The 17,024-nt window shown below is 31.1% G+C and carries 10 protein-coding genes; 7 read left to right on the top strand and 3 right to left on the bottom strand.

The features are described from left to right. Positions 1 to 22: 22 nt before the first annotated feature. The 3 genes from WAO74_RS05280 to WAO74_RS05270 are packed head-to-tail and all read right to left on the bottom strand — an operon-like array spanning position 23 to position 5,674. Entirely contained in the window at positions 23 to 1,117 is a 1,095-nt protein-coding gene (locus tag WAO74_RS05280) for a SusE domain-containing protein (protein ID WP_422160148.1), read from the bottom strand. 22 nt (positions 1,118 to 1,139) lie between these two features. After that, positions 1,140 to 2,750: a RagB/SusD family nutrient uptake outer membrane protein gene (locus WAO74_RS05275; protein ID WP_422160146.1), complete on the bottom strand. Its 1,611-nt coding sequence runs from the start codon at positions 2,748 to 2,750 to the stop codon at positions 1,140 to 1,142. Positions 2,751 to 2,767: 17 nt separating this feature from the next. Next, positions 2,768 to 5,674, bottom strand: coding sequence for a SusC/RagA family TonB-linked outer membrane protein (locus tag WAO74_RS05270; RefSeq protein WP_422160144.1), 2,907 nt, complete (start codon positions 5,672 to 5,674; stop codon positions 2,768 to 2,770). A 197-nt stretch (positions 5,675 to 5,871) separates the two neighbouring features. On the opposite strand from WAO74_RS05270, the gene WAO74_RS05265 reads away from it, so the two are divergent. From WAO74_RS05265 to WAO74_RS05235, 7 genes are all read left to right on the top strand, one after another. Next, on the top strand, positions 5,872 to 6,894 hold the full coding sequence (locus WAO74_RS05265) for a LacI family DNA-binding transcriptional regulator (protein WP_422160143.1): 1,023 nt from the start codon (positions 5,872 to 5,874) through the stop codon (positions 6,892 to 6,894). Positions 6,895 to 7,068: 174 nt separating this feature from the next. Continuing rightward, a complete protein-coding gene (locus tag WAO74_RS05260; RefSeq protein WP_422160141.1) occupies positions 7,069 to 8,418 on the top strand; it encodes an MFS transporter in 1,350 nt (449 codons plus the stop codon). Continuing rightward, positions 8,419 to 9,072, top strand: a complete 654-nt coding sequence (pgmB, locus tag WAO74_RS05255) for a beta-phosphoglucomutase (RefSeq protein ID WP_422160139.1) — start codon at positions 8,419 to 8,421, stop codon at positions 9,070 to 9,072. It abuts the gene before it with no gap. 104 nt (positions 9,073 to 9,176) lie between these two features. Beyond that, positions 9,177 to 11,483 carry a glycoside hydrolase family 65 protein gene (locus WAO74_RS05250; protein ID WP_422160137.1) on the top strand — a complete coding sequence of 769 codons (2,307 nt, stop codon included), beginning with the start codon at positions 9,177 to 9,179 and terminating at the stop codon, positions 11,481 to 11,483. Positions 11,484 to 11,492: 9 nt separating this feature from the next. After that, positions 11,493 to 13,430 (top strand): glycoside hydrolase family 13 protein, encoded by a 1,938-nt coding sequence (locus WAO74_RS05245; protein ID WP_422160135.1) that lies wholly within the window; start codon positions 11,493 to 11,495, stop codon positions 13,428 to 13,430. Between the two features lie 66 nt (positions 13,431 to 13,496). After that, a complete protein-coding gene (locus WAO74_RS05240; RefSeq protein ID WP_422160134.1) occupies positions 13,497 to 14,465 on the top strand; it encodes an alpha/beta hydrolase in 969 nt (322 codons plus the stop codon). A gap of 123 nt (positions 14,466 to 14,588) precedes the next feature. Beyond that, positions 14,589 to 17,015, top strand: coding sequence for a TIM-barrel domain-containing protein (locus WAO74_RS05235; RefSeq protein ID WP_422160132.1), 2,427 nt, complete (start codon positions 14,589 to 14,591; stop codon positions 17,013 to 17,015). The last annotated feature ends 9 nt before the right edge of the window (positions 17,016 to 17,024 follow it).

Here is a 17,024-nt window from a genome sequence, read left to right as displayed (position 1 = left end):
TATTTTTTAAAATTAATTGATATTATAAGTTTAAAGGAATAAATATGTATTGTCCAGTTAAGTCATTAAACCAAACATCATAATCGTCCTCAACAATTACAGGAATTGTACCACCACCATTGGTTGCAGTTCCAGAAAAAGAAGTTGAACTTCCCCATTTATCTCCAGCACCTGTTACAAATTCTACATCTCCAGGTGTTAATCGAACACTATTAGCATACCAAATATGGCCATCGAAAGATAATGGTGATAAAGCTAAATTTGCAGTACTTGATCCTTGTAAAGATAAACTTGCTGGACTGGTTATACCAGTTGCATTAAAAGGCTCAAAAGTAAATTTGTTTGTAGCAAAATCTATTGTGAATTTATAGAAACCAGCTGTTGTAATAGAACTGTTATTTTTTGGAAAAGTTCCAGGATCTGTCCCTCCACCAGGGTTTACATCAATAGTAGTTCCATCGTTTGTGCCCCATTGTGGTTGCCAAAGTCCTTTTACTTCGAGTACTTTAAATTGAGCGGCTCCAAAATATCCTGTATAATAAAATCTATTACTATCTGCAGGATCTCTAAATAATGCTGGGTTATTACTATTGTTATTCCAATTAGGAGCTGTAGCATCGCCTACTAAATAATAGTCTTTAAATGTATAATTAAAGTAAGGATATACATTGAATTGTATAATATTAGACATGGATTTCTCAGTATTTTGAGAGCCTAAAGAAGATACAACTCTAATAAAAATTGGTTTTAATTCGAAAGGATTTAAACCTGCATTACCAGCTGCTGTATTTACTTCACTCATAGATAAAGTCACTGAAGTTCTCCCTGTTACTGCAGAAGCAGTTACAGGAGCAGTAAATACATCATCTTTCGAAAATTGAACTGCGTAACTTATAGATGCCTGTATACCATAATCAGCTTCGTTCCAATTTAAGGTAACTGCTGGGTTATTTGTGTTTACAGCGTCTAAAACTAAATCTGTGAAGTTTAATTCGGCCAAGACTGGAGCAGTTGGAGCAGAAATAGTAAATGTTTCAGAGCTGTCATCACACGCTTGGAATATTAATAAAAATAGTCCAAAGAATGCTATTGCTGAAAATCTTTTTATGTTTTTCATGTTTTGTAATTTAATTTTAAAATTAATACCCTGCATTTTGAGTCAAATTTGGGTTAGAAGATAAACTTGCAGAAGGTATTGGATATAAGTTTAAATTGGTAGGTAAAGCTATACCATTAGTTCCATTACCTTTCCAAACCCAATTGTAAGAACCACCAGTAAATCTGCCAAAACGAACTAAATCTTGTCTTCTATGAGCTTCCCAATGTAACTCTCTAGCTCTTTCATCAAGAATAAAATTTAAATTGATGTCTGCTAGGGTTAAATTATTTTGAGGATTATTTGCTCTTGTTCTTAATGCATTTATGTAAGCAGTTAAATCTCCAGGATTTGCACCAGAACCACCTCTTAAATGAGCTTCTGCATACATTAAATAAACATCTGCTAATCTAAATAAAGGAAAGTCTGTGTCTACAAAAGTTTGGTCTGCACCAAAACCACCTGTAGATTTTGCATTCGAATATTTCTGTAAAATAAAGCCTTGATCTCTATCAGAAATATCTGTAATTTCAATATTTCTTCCAGAAGAAATAATTGTATTTCTGGCATCGTTATTAAAAATACTTGCATCGAATAATTGCACAAATTGTTTTCTTAATCTTAAGGCGCCTCCCCAACCACCAGCAGCAACACCAAGAGGCGCTCCATTGGCTTCTATACTACCAACAGAACCGTTAATCATAACTGTAGTTGGACCATAGTTTTGAGTGTAAGTACCATCAGAAATTAAAGGAAAAATAATTTCATTTCTTGCAGAATTTGTGTTGTTATCTGCCATAAAATTATGCAAATAATTAGATGCTAAAGTGTAACCTCCATTTATTATTTTTTTACAATAATCTAAACACTCTGTATATTTAGGTTGTCCAATATACACTTCTGCATTCAAATAAATTTTAGCTAGAATCATCCATGCTACTCCTTTACTTGCTCTTCCATGTTCTACAGACATTGGATCTGCTAAATCTGCCTCAATATCTTTTAACTCAGACTCTACATAGTCGAACAATTGTTGTCTGTTGTATGCTTGTGGTTGTGCATTAATTGCATCATTTTCCGTAGAAAAGTTTGCTTGACCAAACAAATCCATCATATAATAATAAGACATCGCTCTTAACAATCTAGCTTCTGCTCTAAACTTAACAATTTCTGCTCTCGTAGTTGCTGAAACTTGTCTTTCATCTAACTTGGCAGTGGTAGTTTCTCTTAAAAAATTATTAGCAAAAGCTATAGTTACATGAGTTCTACCAAACATTCCATAAACAATAGGGTCATCTGCATTCCAAATATTACGCTGTATTTCGCGAGTTCCAGGATCATTTTCATAAGACCAGATCATTTGATCTGCAGAGAGTGTTTGTAGGTATAATAATACACGTCCAAATTGACTTGTTCCTGCATCTAAACCATCAATATTTGATGATCCAGGACCATCAACCCCAGTTAAAGAGAGATTTCCATAAACGCCTGCTAGTAACTCTTTGTAAGCAGTTTCTTTTGTAAAAAAATCTTCACCTAATAAGTCTTGATCATCTTGTGGTGTGATGTCTAAATCTTTTGTACAAGATGACAGAGCAACTACCATGACCAAAAATAGGATGGCTATTTTTTCTATTTTAAATATTTTTTTCATCATTAATTTTTTAGTAATTAAAATTTAATATTAGCTCCAACCAAGAAAGTTCTTGGACGTGGATAATTTGTGTTGTCTATACCACCACTTCCTAATTCCGGATCTAAACCAGTATAGTTAGTTATTGTAAATACATTTTGCATACCAGCCCATAAACGGATGCTATTTGATGCAAATTTTTTGATTGGTCTATCAAAAGTATATCCAAAGGTAATGTTGTCCATTCTTAAAAATGATGCATTTTCAAGATAAATGTCTGATATAATAACATCTGAAGTGCTATTAAAATTTGTATTCAAAACAGATGTTGGGATGTTCCCTAATACTGCATTGTCTTGTAGTAAATCGTATTGAGCTAAACCAGAGTTTACGTTATTGTATACATAGTTACCAATATTTGCTCTAAGGTTGAATGCTAAATCGAAGTTCTTGTAATTAAAACTAGATTGAAAACCAAAACTTAAATCGGCTTGTGGATCCTCTTTTAAATATCTGTCTTGCGTATTTATAATACCATCTCCATTTAAATCGGCATAAGCACCTTCTATTGGGTTTCCAGATGTGTCATACAATTGTTTAAATACGTAAAAAGAGTTTGGTGCAAAACCTTCTCTAAATAATTGTATAAAGTTACCTGTACCACCTGCAATGCCTCCTGTTGTAATATCTTGCCCTAAAGCAAGTTCTTTAATTTCTCTATCTAAATAAGTAGCATTAAAGTTAATATTCCAATTTACATCTTCTGTTTTTATAACATCAGCATTTACTGTAAATTCTAAACCATTTACTTCCAAGTCTCCAATATTTTGTAAAACTCTATTGGTAAAGTTAGAACCATCTGCAACAGGTGCATCCGAAATTAAATCAGTTGAATTTTTTCGGAAAGCATTTATAGAACCAGAAATTTTGTTATTAAACAAACCATAATCAAGCCCAAATTCTATAGTCGCAACGTTTTCCCATCTTAAATTACTTCTTTCAGAAGGAATGGTTGATTGAATTGGAACACCACCAAAAATATATCCAGAACCTTGGTTTCCAAAACGATATCTATCCAAGTATAAATCACCTGTAATACCATCTTGTTGACCATTAATACCATAAGAAGCACGCAATTTCAATTCAGAAATTACTTTATTGTTTTTTAAGAAAGCTTCATCACTCATTCTCCAAGCGAATGCAGCTCCTCCAAAATCACCCCATCTGTTTTGAGGACCAAAACGCGATGTACCATCTCTTCTGTAGTTCAACGTTAACAGGTATTTTTCATTAAAAGTTAAATTAGCACGTGCTAAAAATCCAATTAATACAACAGGTGTATTTGCATAAGAAGTAAAACCTGCGTCATTTGGGTTTCTTGTGTTTCCAGTGCTATCTCCATTACCATTAAAAGATTGATAATCATAACCTACTAAAACATCCGTTTTAAATTTGCCAAAAGTATTATTGTAGTTTAATGTTGCATTAAAGTTTTCATTCAGACTTTCGTTTGTATATGAACCTTCTCCTCCAATAAATAAATCTGTATAGTTTGCAGGGCTATTTAAAGGATTAAAAAAAGAACCCTCTTGAACGGATTTATCGAAACCTGCACTTACACTAGCTATAACCTCAGGTAAAAAGTGTAACTTATAATCAATTTTTAAATTACCAAATTGTCTAAATCTGTTAGATCTATTTTCATTTTGCAATAGTGCTGCAACCGGGTTTCTTGTACCATTATCAATTAAGATACCTCCTGGAGTTCTAGTAATATGTTGGTAAAAGCCACCAAAAGGCGATGTTGGATCATACACAGGTTGTGTAGGATCGTAACGTAAAGCTGCATTCACTTGTCCAGCATCTGCAAATCTTTCGTTAACAAAAGCTCTATTGTAGTTTAAATTCACTTTTAAATGATCATCAAAAAATGATGGATTCATAGATAAAGAAACGTTTGATCTATCAAATTTAGATGTTAAAATATTTCCTTCAATTTCAGAGAAGTTTACAGAAAGTCTTGTAGGAATTCTATTAAAAATTTGCCCTTTTGCACTAATATTGTGCTGTGTAGAAACAGACTTTTGAAAAACCTGATCTTGCCAATTTGTATTTGCATTGCCTAATAAACCTACATCTCCAGGTCTTTGTTGTGCAATAAGTTGGCGAAAGGCATTTGCATCAAAAACATTAATTCTGTCTTTAATTTCTGCAAATGCAACTTGATAGTCATAATCTAATGAGTATTCTGTTCTACCTTTTTTAGTAGTAATAATAATAACTCCATTCGCACCTCTAGAACCATAAATTGCAGTTGCAGAAGCGTCTTTTAATACAGAGAAAGACTCTATATCATTTGGGTTTATACTATTTAAATCAAGGCCAGATAATGGCAGACCATCAATAACTATCAAAGGATTATTTGAAGCGTTTAGAGATGAACCTCCACGAATTCTAATTTCTGAACCAGAACCAGGAGCACCACTTGTAGTAATGTTTACCCCAGCAACACGTCCACTTAATAAGTTTTCTGGAGTTACAATGTTACCTTTAGTAAATTCTTTGGCAGTAATTGCCTCCACAGAACCTGTAGCATCTTTTACGGTTGTTGTACCATAACCAATAACTATAATTTCATTCAAAGACTCTGCTGATTCTTCTAATTGCACTATTAGGTTAAAATTAGAAGCTATTACCACTTCTTTATCTGCATAACCTAAATATTTGAAAACAAGAATATCTCCGGTTTTTACCTTGTCAATTGTAAAGTTTCCATCAAAATCTGTTTCAGTACCTGTTGTAGTTCCTTTCACTACAACACTAACTCCAGGCAAAGGTTGCCCAGTAGCATTTTCTTTCACAACTCCTTTTACTGTTTGCTGAGCAAATGCGGCAAAAGAAGAAATAAAGAGAATTCCAATTAAAAATAATTTAAATTTTTTCATGTATAATTTGTTAAATAATAATGTAAATTTGATTTGGTTAACAATAAATTCACATTCCACGTTATAAATATAGTTAAGAAATACTTAATTCTAATACTTTAAAAGTTACGAAATCGGTTTCGTGTTGACAACTTTTTTTACTTAAAATTCATTAAATTAGCAAAAAAAATAAACCAAAACTTTTCTTTCTATAAAAAATGAAGCAAAAAATTACCATAAAGACAATAGCAAAAGAATTAGGAGTTTCAACATCTACGGTTTCAAAAGCGTTAAAAGATAGCCATGAGATAAGTATAGAAACTAAAGAAAAGATACAGGCTTATGCTAATCATTACAATTATAAACCTAATCATTTAGCATTGCAATTACGTAACCAAAAAACCAAGGTGATTGGTGTTATTTTGCCTAAAATAGTGCATCATTTTTTCTCTACAGTAATTATGGGAATTGAAGATGGCGCAAATAAAAAAGGGTATAATATTATGGTTTGTTTTTCTAACGAATCTTATAAAAAAGAAGTTGAAACACTAAAGGTTTTATCTAATGGTAGTGTAGATGGTATCATTATTTCAATAGCTAGTGAAACATTAGAGAATAGAGAGTTTGATCATTTAAAAGAGTTGGTTTCTGAAGAAATTCCTCTGGTTTTATTTGATCGAGTTGTAGATGAAATTCTATGTGATAAAGTAGTTGTAGATGATGTTGGAGCTGGCTATAAAGCAACCAAACATTTGTTGGAAAATGGTAGAAATAGAATAGCTTTAATTACTACGCCTAAACATGTAAATGTAGGAACACTAAGAAGACAGGGTTATGAAAAAGCATTAATAGAGGCTTATATTAAAACGGATAAGAATCTAATAATTGAGATAGATGAGAATAAAGACATTAAAAATCAAATTGAAAAAGTATTCAAAGAGGATATAGATGGAGTATTTGCTGTAAATGAAATTTATGCAGCAAACTCAATGAGAATAGCCAAAGAAAAAGGTTTGCACATACCAAATGATATTTCAATTATTGGTTTTACAGACGGTTTAATATCTGAATATTCTTCTCCATCTATTACTACAATTGCACAACATGGCTTTACAATGGGTAAGCAAGCTGTAGAACTTTTAATAGAAAGAATTGAAAACGAGTCTGCAATTTATAAACCTAAGAAAATTGTAATTTCTAGCGACTTAAAGTTGAGAGAATCTACGAAAACGTCGTCGTAAATACTATTCCTTTACGAAACCGTCGTCGTAAAAAAAATACATGTTTTTTATCAACTTCGTAAAAAAAACATATATTTGTTACCATATTAAGATTTATCAATAAATTTCATTCCACACTTTAATAATTGATAAGTCATAAAAACTTATCGTAATATTCATTAATAATATTCGATAATGGAAAAGCGTAAATTAAGCTTCTGGCAAATCTGGAACATGAGTTTTGGATTTCTAGGAATACAAATGGGTTTTGCACTTCAAAATGCGAACGCAAGTAGAATTCTTCAAATATTTGGTGCAGACGTACACGAACTTTCTTGGTTTTGGATTATTGCTCCTCTAATGGGATTGATTGTTCAACCCGTCATTGGTTATTATAGTGATAAAACTTGGGGAAAATTCGGTAGAAGAAAACCTTATTTTTTAGTTGGAGCTATTTTAGCTTCTATTGGTTTGGTGTTAATGCCACAAGCAGATATTTTTATAGCCTTTTTACCAGCACTTTGGGTTGGAGCAGGTTTTTTAATGATTATGGATGCCTCTTTTAATATTGCTATGGAGCCTTTTAGGGCGTTAGTGGGCGATAATTTAAGAACAGATCAGAGAACAGCAGGCTTTAGTATTCAAACAGCGTTAATTGGCTTTGGAGCCGTAATTGGTTCTTGGCTTCCTTACGCTTTGGCAAATTGGTTTGGTGTTTCAAACGAAACTTCCCAAGGTGTTGTGCCAGCAAATTTAATTTGGTCTTTTATTATTGGAGCAATTATTTTAATTATTTCGATTTTAGTTACAGTTTCAACTACCAAAGAATATTCTCCAGAAGAATTAGCAAGTTTTGATAACGAATCTGCAGATACTCAAGAAGAACAAGAAAGTTCTAGTTTGATGGATATTTTTGATGATTTCAAAAAGATGCCAACAACAATGCGTCAATTAAGTTGGGTGCAATTCTTTTCTTGGTTTGGACTTTTTGGAATGTGGGTTTTTGCTACACCTGCAATAGCGCAACACATTTACGGTTTACCACACACAGATAGTAGTAGTGTAACATATCAAAATGCAGGAGATTGGGTCGGAATTCTTTTTGGGATTTACAATTTTGTTTCAGCATTTTATGCATTTGCTTTACCTTATATCGCAAAGAAAATTGGAAGAAAAAGAACACATGCTATTTCATTAATTATTGGAGGCTTAGGACTTTTATCAATTTACATAATGCCAGATGAAAATTGGTTAATTGTTTCTATGATAGGAGTTGGAATTGCTTGGGCAAGTATTTTAGCAATGCCTTATGCAATTTTAGCAGGTTCAATATCTGCTAAAAAAATGGGAGTTTACATGGGGATTTTTAATTTCTTCATTGTAATTCCACAAATTATCAATGCTTTAATTGGCGGTCCATTAGTAAAATATGCTTACAATAATGAAGCAATTTTCGCTTTAATGATTAGTGGATTTAGTTTCTTAATTGCTGCAGCTTTAGTCTACAAAGTAAAAGATGTAGATGATGTAGTGCAAACGAATTAAATGAAAAAAGGATTTATTTTTGATTTAGATGGTGTTATTGTAGACACTGCAAAATACCATTATTTAGCTTGGAAAAAGCTAGCAAACGAATTAGGTTTCGAATTTACCAAAGAACAAAACGAACTATTTAAAGGCGTTAGTAGAAAACGTTGTTTAGAAATTTTGTTAGAAATTGGTAATAGAGAAGCAACACAAAAAGAATTTGATACTTGGATGGTCGAAAAAAATGTAGACTATTTAAAGTACATAGAAAATATGGACGAATCAGAGATTCTGCCAGATGTTCCTAAAATTTTAGAATTTTTAAAAGAAAATAAAATTCCAATTGCCTTAGGGTCAGCTAGTAAAAATGCACAACCAATTTTAGAGAAAGTAGGTTTATTGCATTATTTTGATACCATTGTAGACGGAAATAATGTAACCAAAGCCAAACCAGACCCTGAAGTTTTTCTGCTTGCAGCAAAACAATTAGGAGTTAATTCTAATAACTGTGTTGTATTTGAAGATGCTGTTGCTGGGGTTGAAGCTGCAAATGTTGCAAAAATGGTAAGCATTGGCATTGGTGATAAAAATGTGCTTTCTGAAGCTCAATTTAATTTCAAAGATTTTACTGAAATCAATACCAATTTTATAAAAAAATTAATAGTTAGTTAAAAGAAACAAGAGTTTAGAAACAAGAAAAAAGAAATATTCTAAAATAATTCCAGACTTATCTTTATTCTTTCTTCTCTGTTCTTTTCTCTCAAAAAGAAAAAAAAATGAATCAAGATTATATAAAACCAAACGCTTGGTCAATTCTCGAAGAAGGATTTGACAAAGAAATGGTAAAATCTTCAGAAAGTTTGTTCAGTATTGGAAATGGAGCCATGGGACAACGTGCTAATTTTGAAGAAAACTATTCAGGTGAAACATTTCAAGGAAGTTATATTGCTGGTGTTTATTATCCAGATAAAACACGTGTTGGATGGTGGAAAAATGGGTATCCAGAGTATTTCGCAAAAGTCTTAAATGCGCCAAATTGGATAGGAATAAATGTACTTATTAATACTGAAAACTTAGATTTAAATACGTGTAAGTCTGTTTCAAAATTTAAAAGAGAACTCAACATGAAAGAAGGTTGGTTGTCTAGAAGTTTTGAAGCTCAATTACAAAATGGTATTAAAGTTAAAGTAGAAACCCAGCGTTTTTTAAGTTTAGAATTAGATGAGGTTGGTGCAATAAAATATAGTGTTACCCCTTTAAATGGAGATTGTAAAATAACTTTTTCTCCTTATTTAGATGCTGGTATTACCAATGAAGATACCAATTGGGATGATCAATTTTGGGATGTTTTAGAAGTTTATCAAAACAACCAACAGTCATTTATTAAGGCAAGAACCATGAAAACACATTTTTATACATGTACTTTTATGGAATCTCGATTGTTTATAAATGATGATGAAGTAATTACGGGATGTAATAATACTAAAACAACAAATTATACTTCATGTAATTATCAACAAGAAATTAAAAAAAATCAAACCTACACAATTCATAAATTTGGAGGTTATGTAGTGGATAGAAATCATAAAAAAGAGGATTTAATTCATGCTGCAAAAGATATTTTAGACAAAGCTGTAAGTTTTGGTTTTGATGCATTGTTAGAAATGCAGAAAAATTCTTGGGCAAAAATTTGGAACATGTCAGATATTACCATTGATGGTGATATAAAAGCACAACAAGGTATTCGATTTAATATTTTTCAATTAAATCAAACGTATTTAGGGAAAGATGCTTCTTTAAACATTGGACCAAAAGGATTTACTGGAGAAAAATATGGTGGTAGCACTTATTGGGACACAGAAGCCTATTGCATTCCATTTTATATGGCAACCAAAGACCAATCTGTTGCAAGAACTTTATTAGAATACAGATATAATCATTTAGAAAAAGCCATAGAAAACGCAACTAAATTAGGTTTTAAAAATGGAGCAGCATTGTATCCAATGGTTACCATGAATGGCGAAGAATGCCATAATGAATGGGAAATAACTTTTGAAGAAATTCATAGAAATGGAGCAATTGCCTTTGCAATTTTTAACTATTTCAGATTTACAAACGATTATTCTTACATCCCAGAAAAAGGATTAGAAGTACTAATTGGTATTGCACGTTTTTGGCAACAAAGAGCAACATTTTCGTCAAACAAAAATAAATTTATGATTTTGGGCGTAACTGGTCCGAATGAATATGAAAATAACATCAATAATAATTGGTACACAAATTACATTGCAAAATGGTGTATAAATTATGCTTTAGAAAACATCAATATTGTAAAATCGGATCATATTTCTGATTACATCCGAATCAAAGAAAAAACTAATTTCTCTGATGATGAACTAATGAAATGGAAAAAAGTTTCAGACAATATATACTTTCCATATTCAGAAAAACACAATGTTTTTTTACAACAAGATGGATTTTTAGACAAAGAATTAATTACAGTTGCCAATTTAGAGAAGAGCCAAAGACCTATCAATCAGAAATGGAGTTGGGACAGAATTTTACGTTCACCTTACATAAAACAAGCAGATACTTTGCAAGGTTTTTATATGTTTGAAGACCATTTTGCTACAGAGGAATTAGAACGCCATTTCGATTTTTACGAACCATTTACAGTTCACGAAAGTTCGCTTTCGCCTTGTGTACATAGTATTCTAGCTGCAAAGTTAGATAGAATGGAACAAGCTTATACTTTTTATTTAAGAACTTCACGTTTAGATTTAGACGATTACAATCACGAAGTAGAAGAAGGTTTGCATATTACTTCTATGGCTGGAACTTGGATGAGTATTGTGGAAGGTTTTGGAGGCATGAGAATTATAAATAATATGCTTTCTTTTTCTCCAAAAATTCCAAAACAATGGAAATCTTATACATTTAAAGTTAATTTTAGAAATCAAATTATAAAAGTAAATGTTGGTCAAAATGAAACTTATTTTGAAATTGAAGGCAATTCTAATTTACAAATTTTAGTAAATGGAGAAGTCGTAAACGTTTCACCTAATAATTTACAAACAGCTTAAAATATAAACATGAAACTCTTCAGAAACATTTTGTTTTCATTATCAATATTATTTTTTCTCTCTTGCAAAAAAGAAGAAATCCTAAAAAATGTTTCTGAAGTTTCTGTTTCAAATACTTTTTTAGAAAGAGTAGAACCTACAAATTGGTGGATTGATTTTAAAGATACTTCGCTACAATTATTGGTAAAAGAAGATAATATTGGCAACTCAAAACCATCTATTTCTTATGCTGGAGTTTCTTTAAAAAAAGTAAACAAAGCAAGAAGTAAAAATTATCTGTTTATTGATTTAAACATTGATAAAAATGCAAAGGCAGGTAAATTCGATATCGTTTTTACTTTTGACGATGGTACAAAAAAAACACATACTTACGAATTAAAAAATAGAGAAAAAACTGCAGAAGACTATAAAGGTTTTGATAGCTCTGATGCTATTTATTTAATTACTCCAGATCGATTTGCGAATGCAGATGAAAACAATGATATTGTTGAAAATTTAAAAGAAACTGCCATAGATAGAACTGATGGTTACAAACGTCATGGAGGTGATTTACAAGGAATTATAAATGGTGTAGATTATATTTCTGATCTAGGTTTTACAGCAATTTGGCCAACTCCAGTTTTAACAAATGATATGCCTAAAGGTTCTTATCATGGGTATGCAATTACAGATTATTATCAAGTAGATCCGCGTTTTGGAACGCTAGAAGAATATAAAAATTTAGCAAATAAATTACGAGAAAAAGGAATGAAACTAATTATGGATCAAGTTGCAAATCATTGTGGTTTAGAACATTGGTGGATGAAAGGTCTTCCCTTTGATGATTGGGTAAACAACCAAAAAAACTACGAAGACAATATTAATTCTTGGGGAAATGATAAAAATATAGGTTCCAATCACAGACGAACTACAAATCAAGATTTATATGCTTCAGAAGTTGATAAAAAAGGAAATAACGAAGGTTGGTTTGTGGCAAATATGCCAGATTTAAATCAGCGAAATCCGTTTTTAGCAAAATACATCATTCAAAACTCAATTTGGTGGATTGAAACTTTAGGTTTGGGCGGCATTCGTCAAGATACCTATCCTTATCCAGACAAACAATTTATGGCAAATTGGGCAGGAACCATTATGAAAGAATATCCAAATTTTTCTATTGTAGGCGAGGAATGGAGTTACAATCCTTTGCTAGTTGGTTATTGGCAAAAAGGAGCAATAAATAAAGATGGTTATAAAAGTAACTTAAAATCTACGATGGATTTTCCAATGCAGAAAGCTATCATAGAAGGAATTAATGAAGATGAAACTTGGGGAACAGGATTAGTTAAAATTTATGAAGGTTTAGCAAACGATTTTTATTATGCAAGCCCAAATGACATTATGATTTTCCTAGACAATCATGATGAAAAAAGAATGTTTACGGCTTTAGATGAGGATGTTACCAAAGCGAAAATGGCTTTAAGTTACATGCTAATGCTACCAAGAATACCTCAAATTTATTACGGAACAGAAATTCTAATGGATGATACTGCAAACCCTGGAGATCATGGATTAATTAGAACCGATTTTCCTGGAGGTTGGAATGGAGATCAAATAAATGCGTTTACAGGTGAAGGTTTATCATCAGAAAAAATAGAAATGCAAAATTTCACAAGTAAAGTTTTAAACTATCGTAAAAAAAGTGAAGCAATTCAGTTTGGTAAAACCATTCATTTTGCGCCATTTATGGGAACTTATTTCTTGTTTAGAATAAAAGGTGATGAAACAGTTGTGCACATTATCAATAAAAATGATGAACCAATTACAATAGATTTAAAACGATATGTAGAAGTTGGATTAGAGGGAAAAACGTTAAAAAATATTGTTTCTGAAGAAGAGTTTATTTGGAAAGATGAAATCGAACTTAAAGAAAAAGGAAGTATTATTTTAACTACAAAAACTAACTAACTGTCAGTTCGAGTGAATTTTTGAAGAATGAAAAAATTTATATCGAGAACTTTTTAAAATTATAAAATGAAAAATGTATTCATCCTATTTTCTATTTTAATCACTTTTTCTTGCAAATCTCAAAATACAGAAACAAAAAAAGAACAAAACAAATATTCGAATATTACTACAAAAGTATTGGAAAATTCAGTTTTAGCAGGTGGAAAATTGATAAGAGTAGATTCTTTTCCTTCAAAAAATATTGTACCAAGACCTGTTGATGTTTGGTTGCCAGAAAACTATTCATCAGAAAAAAAATATGCAGTTTTATACATGCATGATGGACAAAATTTATTTGATGAAACCACCACTTGGAACAAACAAGAATGGAAAATTGATGAAGTTGCAACGCAATTAATGAAAGACGGAGTTGTAAGAGATTTTATAGTAGTCGGAATTCATAATATTCCGCAAATACGTTGGCAAGATTTGTTTCCAGAAAAGGCAATGGATTTTTTATCAAAAGAGGACAAAGATGCTTTGTATGAAGACGCTTCGAAAAATAATTTTAACATCAATTTAAAAGGAGATGAATATTTAAAGTTTTTAGTTAATGAGCTAAAACCCTATATAAACGATTCATATTCTGTATACACTAATAAAGAAAACACTTTTGTTGCAGGTTCATCTATGGGAGGTTTAATGTCTATGTATGCAGTTGCAGAATATCCAGAGGTTTTTGAAGGTGCAGCATGTATTTCTACACATTGGGTTGGTGGTTCACCAAAAGAAAATAACGCTCTGCCACAAGCAATTTTTGAATATTTAGAGGAGAATTTACCAAGTACTGAAAGCCATAAAATGTATTTTGATTACGGAAATAAAACCTTAGATCAATACTATCCTCAATATGCACCAAAAGTAGATTCGATTTTTAAAAATGGAGGTTATTCTGATTCAAATTTTAAAAATTTATTTTTTGAAGGCACCAATCATTCAGAACTTTCTTGGCAAAAAAGAGTAGATATTCCATTGACTTTTTTATTAAAAAAGTAAACAAAACAGTGCAATACCTTTAAGGTTTTAAAAAACTTTTAGGTAGAATAAAATAACAATTTGTCAGTTCGAGTTATTTCGATTTTTAATCGAAATTGTATCGAGAACACATTAATATTTAATATGAAAAATTATAAAAATCTATTCTTATTACTTTTTCTATCTATTTCCATTTTTTCTCAAAATTCAGATAGGGTTTTTAAAAGTGCGAATCTTGTAAAAGAAAATCAATTTAAAATTGAAGTTTCAGATGGATTATATTTCATCAATTTTTACAATTCTAAAATAATTGAAACAACCTTTTTAACTAAAGAGGAAGAAAAAAATAATGATTCACATGCAGTGGTTTTACAACCAAAACTGACTCACATTAAAATTGATGAGAATACAAACGAAATAATTTACAAGTCTGATGGCATTTCTATAAAAATTCAAAAAGCTCCTTTTCAAATTTCCTACTTTTATAAAGACAGCGAAATCACTTCAGAAAAAAGAGGGTATTTTAAATCAAAACATATTCCTTTAGACAATGTAAAAGGCAATATTGTTTATAATGAAACCGAAAAAATTGAGTTTAATTTAACTGAAAATGAAGTTTTATTTGGTGGTGGAGCAAGAGCTTTAGGAATGAATAGAAGAGGAAATCGTTTGGCTCTTTACAATAGGGCTCATTATGGTTATGAAACCTATTCTGAGTTGATGAATTTTACAATTCCTTTGGTAATTTCATCAAAAAAATACATGATTCATTTTGATAATGCACCCATTGGTTATTTAGATTTGGATTCTAAAAAAGACAATTCTTTAACCTACGAAACTATTTCTGGTCGCAAAACGTATCAAATTATTGTCGGTGATTCTTGGGTTGATTTGATTGATAATTATACCAATTTAACAGGAAAACAACCTTTACCTCCAAGATGGGTTTTAGGAAATTTTTCGAGCAGATTTGGCTATCATTCACAACAAGAAACCGAAGAAACAATTCAAAAATTTCAAGAAGAAAACATTCCAGTAGATGCAATTATTTTAGACTTGTATTGGTTTGGAAAAACCATTCAAGGAACTATGGGCAATTTGGAAGTTGACAAAGATTCTTTCCCAGATATGAAAGGTATGGTTGAGCGTTTAAAAAATAAAGGTGTAAAAACCGTTTTAATTACAGAGCCCTTTGTATTATCAAATTCAAAAAAATGGGAAGAAGCTGATAAAAAAGAAATTTTAGCGAAAGATACTCTCAATAATTCTGCGAAATACAATTTCTATTTTGGAAATACAGGGATTGTAGATATTTACAAAAAAGAGGGCAAAGATTGGTTTTGGAATATCTACAAAGAAATTTTAGATTTTGGTGTTAAAGGTTTCTGGGGAGATTTAGGCGAACCCGAAGTTTTACCAAATTGGGTAACTTTTAATGAAAATCAAAAAGCAGATGAAATTCATAATATTTATGGACATGATTGGGCAAAATTAATTTTTGAAGGTTATCTAAAAGAATATCCAACTGAAAGACCTTTTATTTTAATGCGTGCAGGATCTTCTGGTTCTCAGCGTTTTGGAATGATACCTTGGTCTGGAGACGTCAATAGAACTTGGGGTGGTTTGCAAAGTCAACCAGAAATTGCGTTGCAAATGGGTATGCAAGGTTTGGGTTATATGCACTCAGATTTAGGTGGATTTGCAGGGGCAAATTTAGATGATAATTTATATACACGTTGGCTGCAATATGGTGTTTTTCAGCCAATATTTAGACCTCATGCACAAGAAGATGTGCCAAGTGAACCTGTTTTTAGAAGCGATTTTGCAAAAAAACATGCTAAAAAAGCTATTGAGTTACGTTACAAAATGTTGCCTTACAATTATAATTTAGCATTTGAAAACAATCAAAAAGGAACACCTTTAATGCGACCTATTTTCTTTGAGGAAGATGATGTAAAATTGATTGAAAACTCAGAAACCTATTTATGGGGAAAAGACTTTTTAATTACTCCAATTATAAAAGATTCAGTAAAAACAAAAGAAATTTATTTTCCAAAAACTGCAAATTGGTTTAACTTTTATTTTGATGAAAAAATTGAAGGAGGACAAACGAAAACTGTTAAAGTGAAGGATAAATCAATTCCCACTTATGTAAGGGGAGGCGCATTTATTTTGATGACTGAATTGGTGCAAACAACGGATAATTACAATGCAAATAAATTAGAACTTCATTATTATTTTGATGATTCTGTAGCAAAAAGTGAAAGAACTTTTTATAATGACGATGGATTAACAGCAAATGCTTTTGAAAAAGGACAATTTGAAATTATGGAGTTCGAAGCTGAATTGTCAAAACGAGTTTTAGAAATAGAATTTGAAGCAGAATTAGGTGAAAATTGGAATCCAGAAGAAAAAGAAATTCAATTAATAGTTCATAATATCTATTGGCAACCCAAAAAGATAAAAGTAGATGGTAAAAGAAATCAAATTTTAACAGAAAATAATTCTATAGTAATACCTGTAAAATGGAATCTAAATAAAGAATTAAAAGTAACCATTTCATTAAAATAAAAATCAATT

It is taken from the genome of Polaribacter sp. (assembly GCF_049276715.1).
In the GTDB taxonomy this organism is placed as follows: Bacteria; Bacteroidota; Bacteroidia; order Flavobacteriales; family Flavobacteriaceae; genus Polaribacter.
Note: the sequence above shows the minus strand (reverse complement) of the source record. Positions and strands in the feature narration are given on the sequence as shown.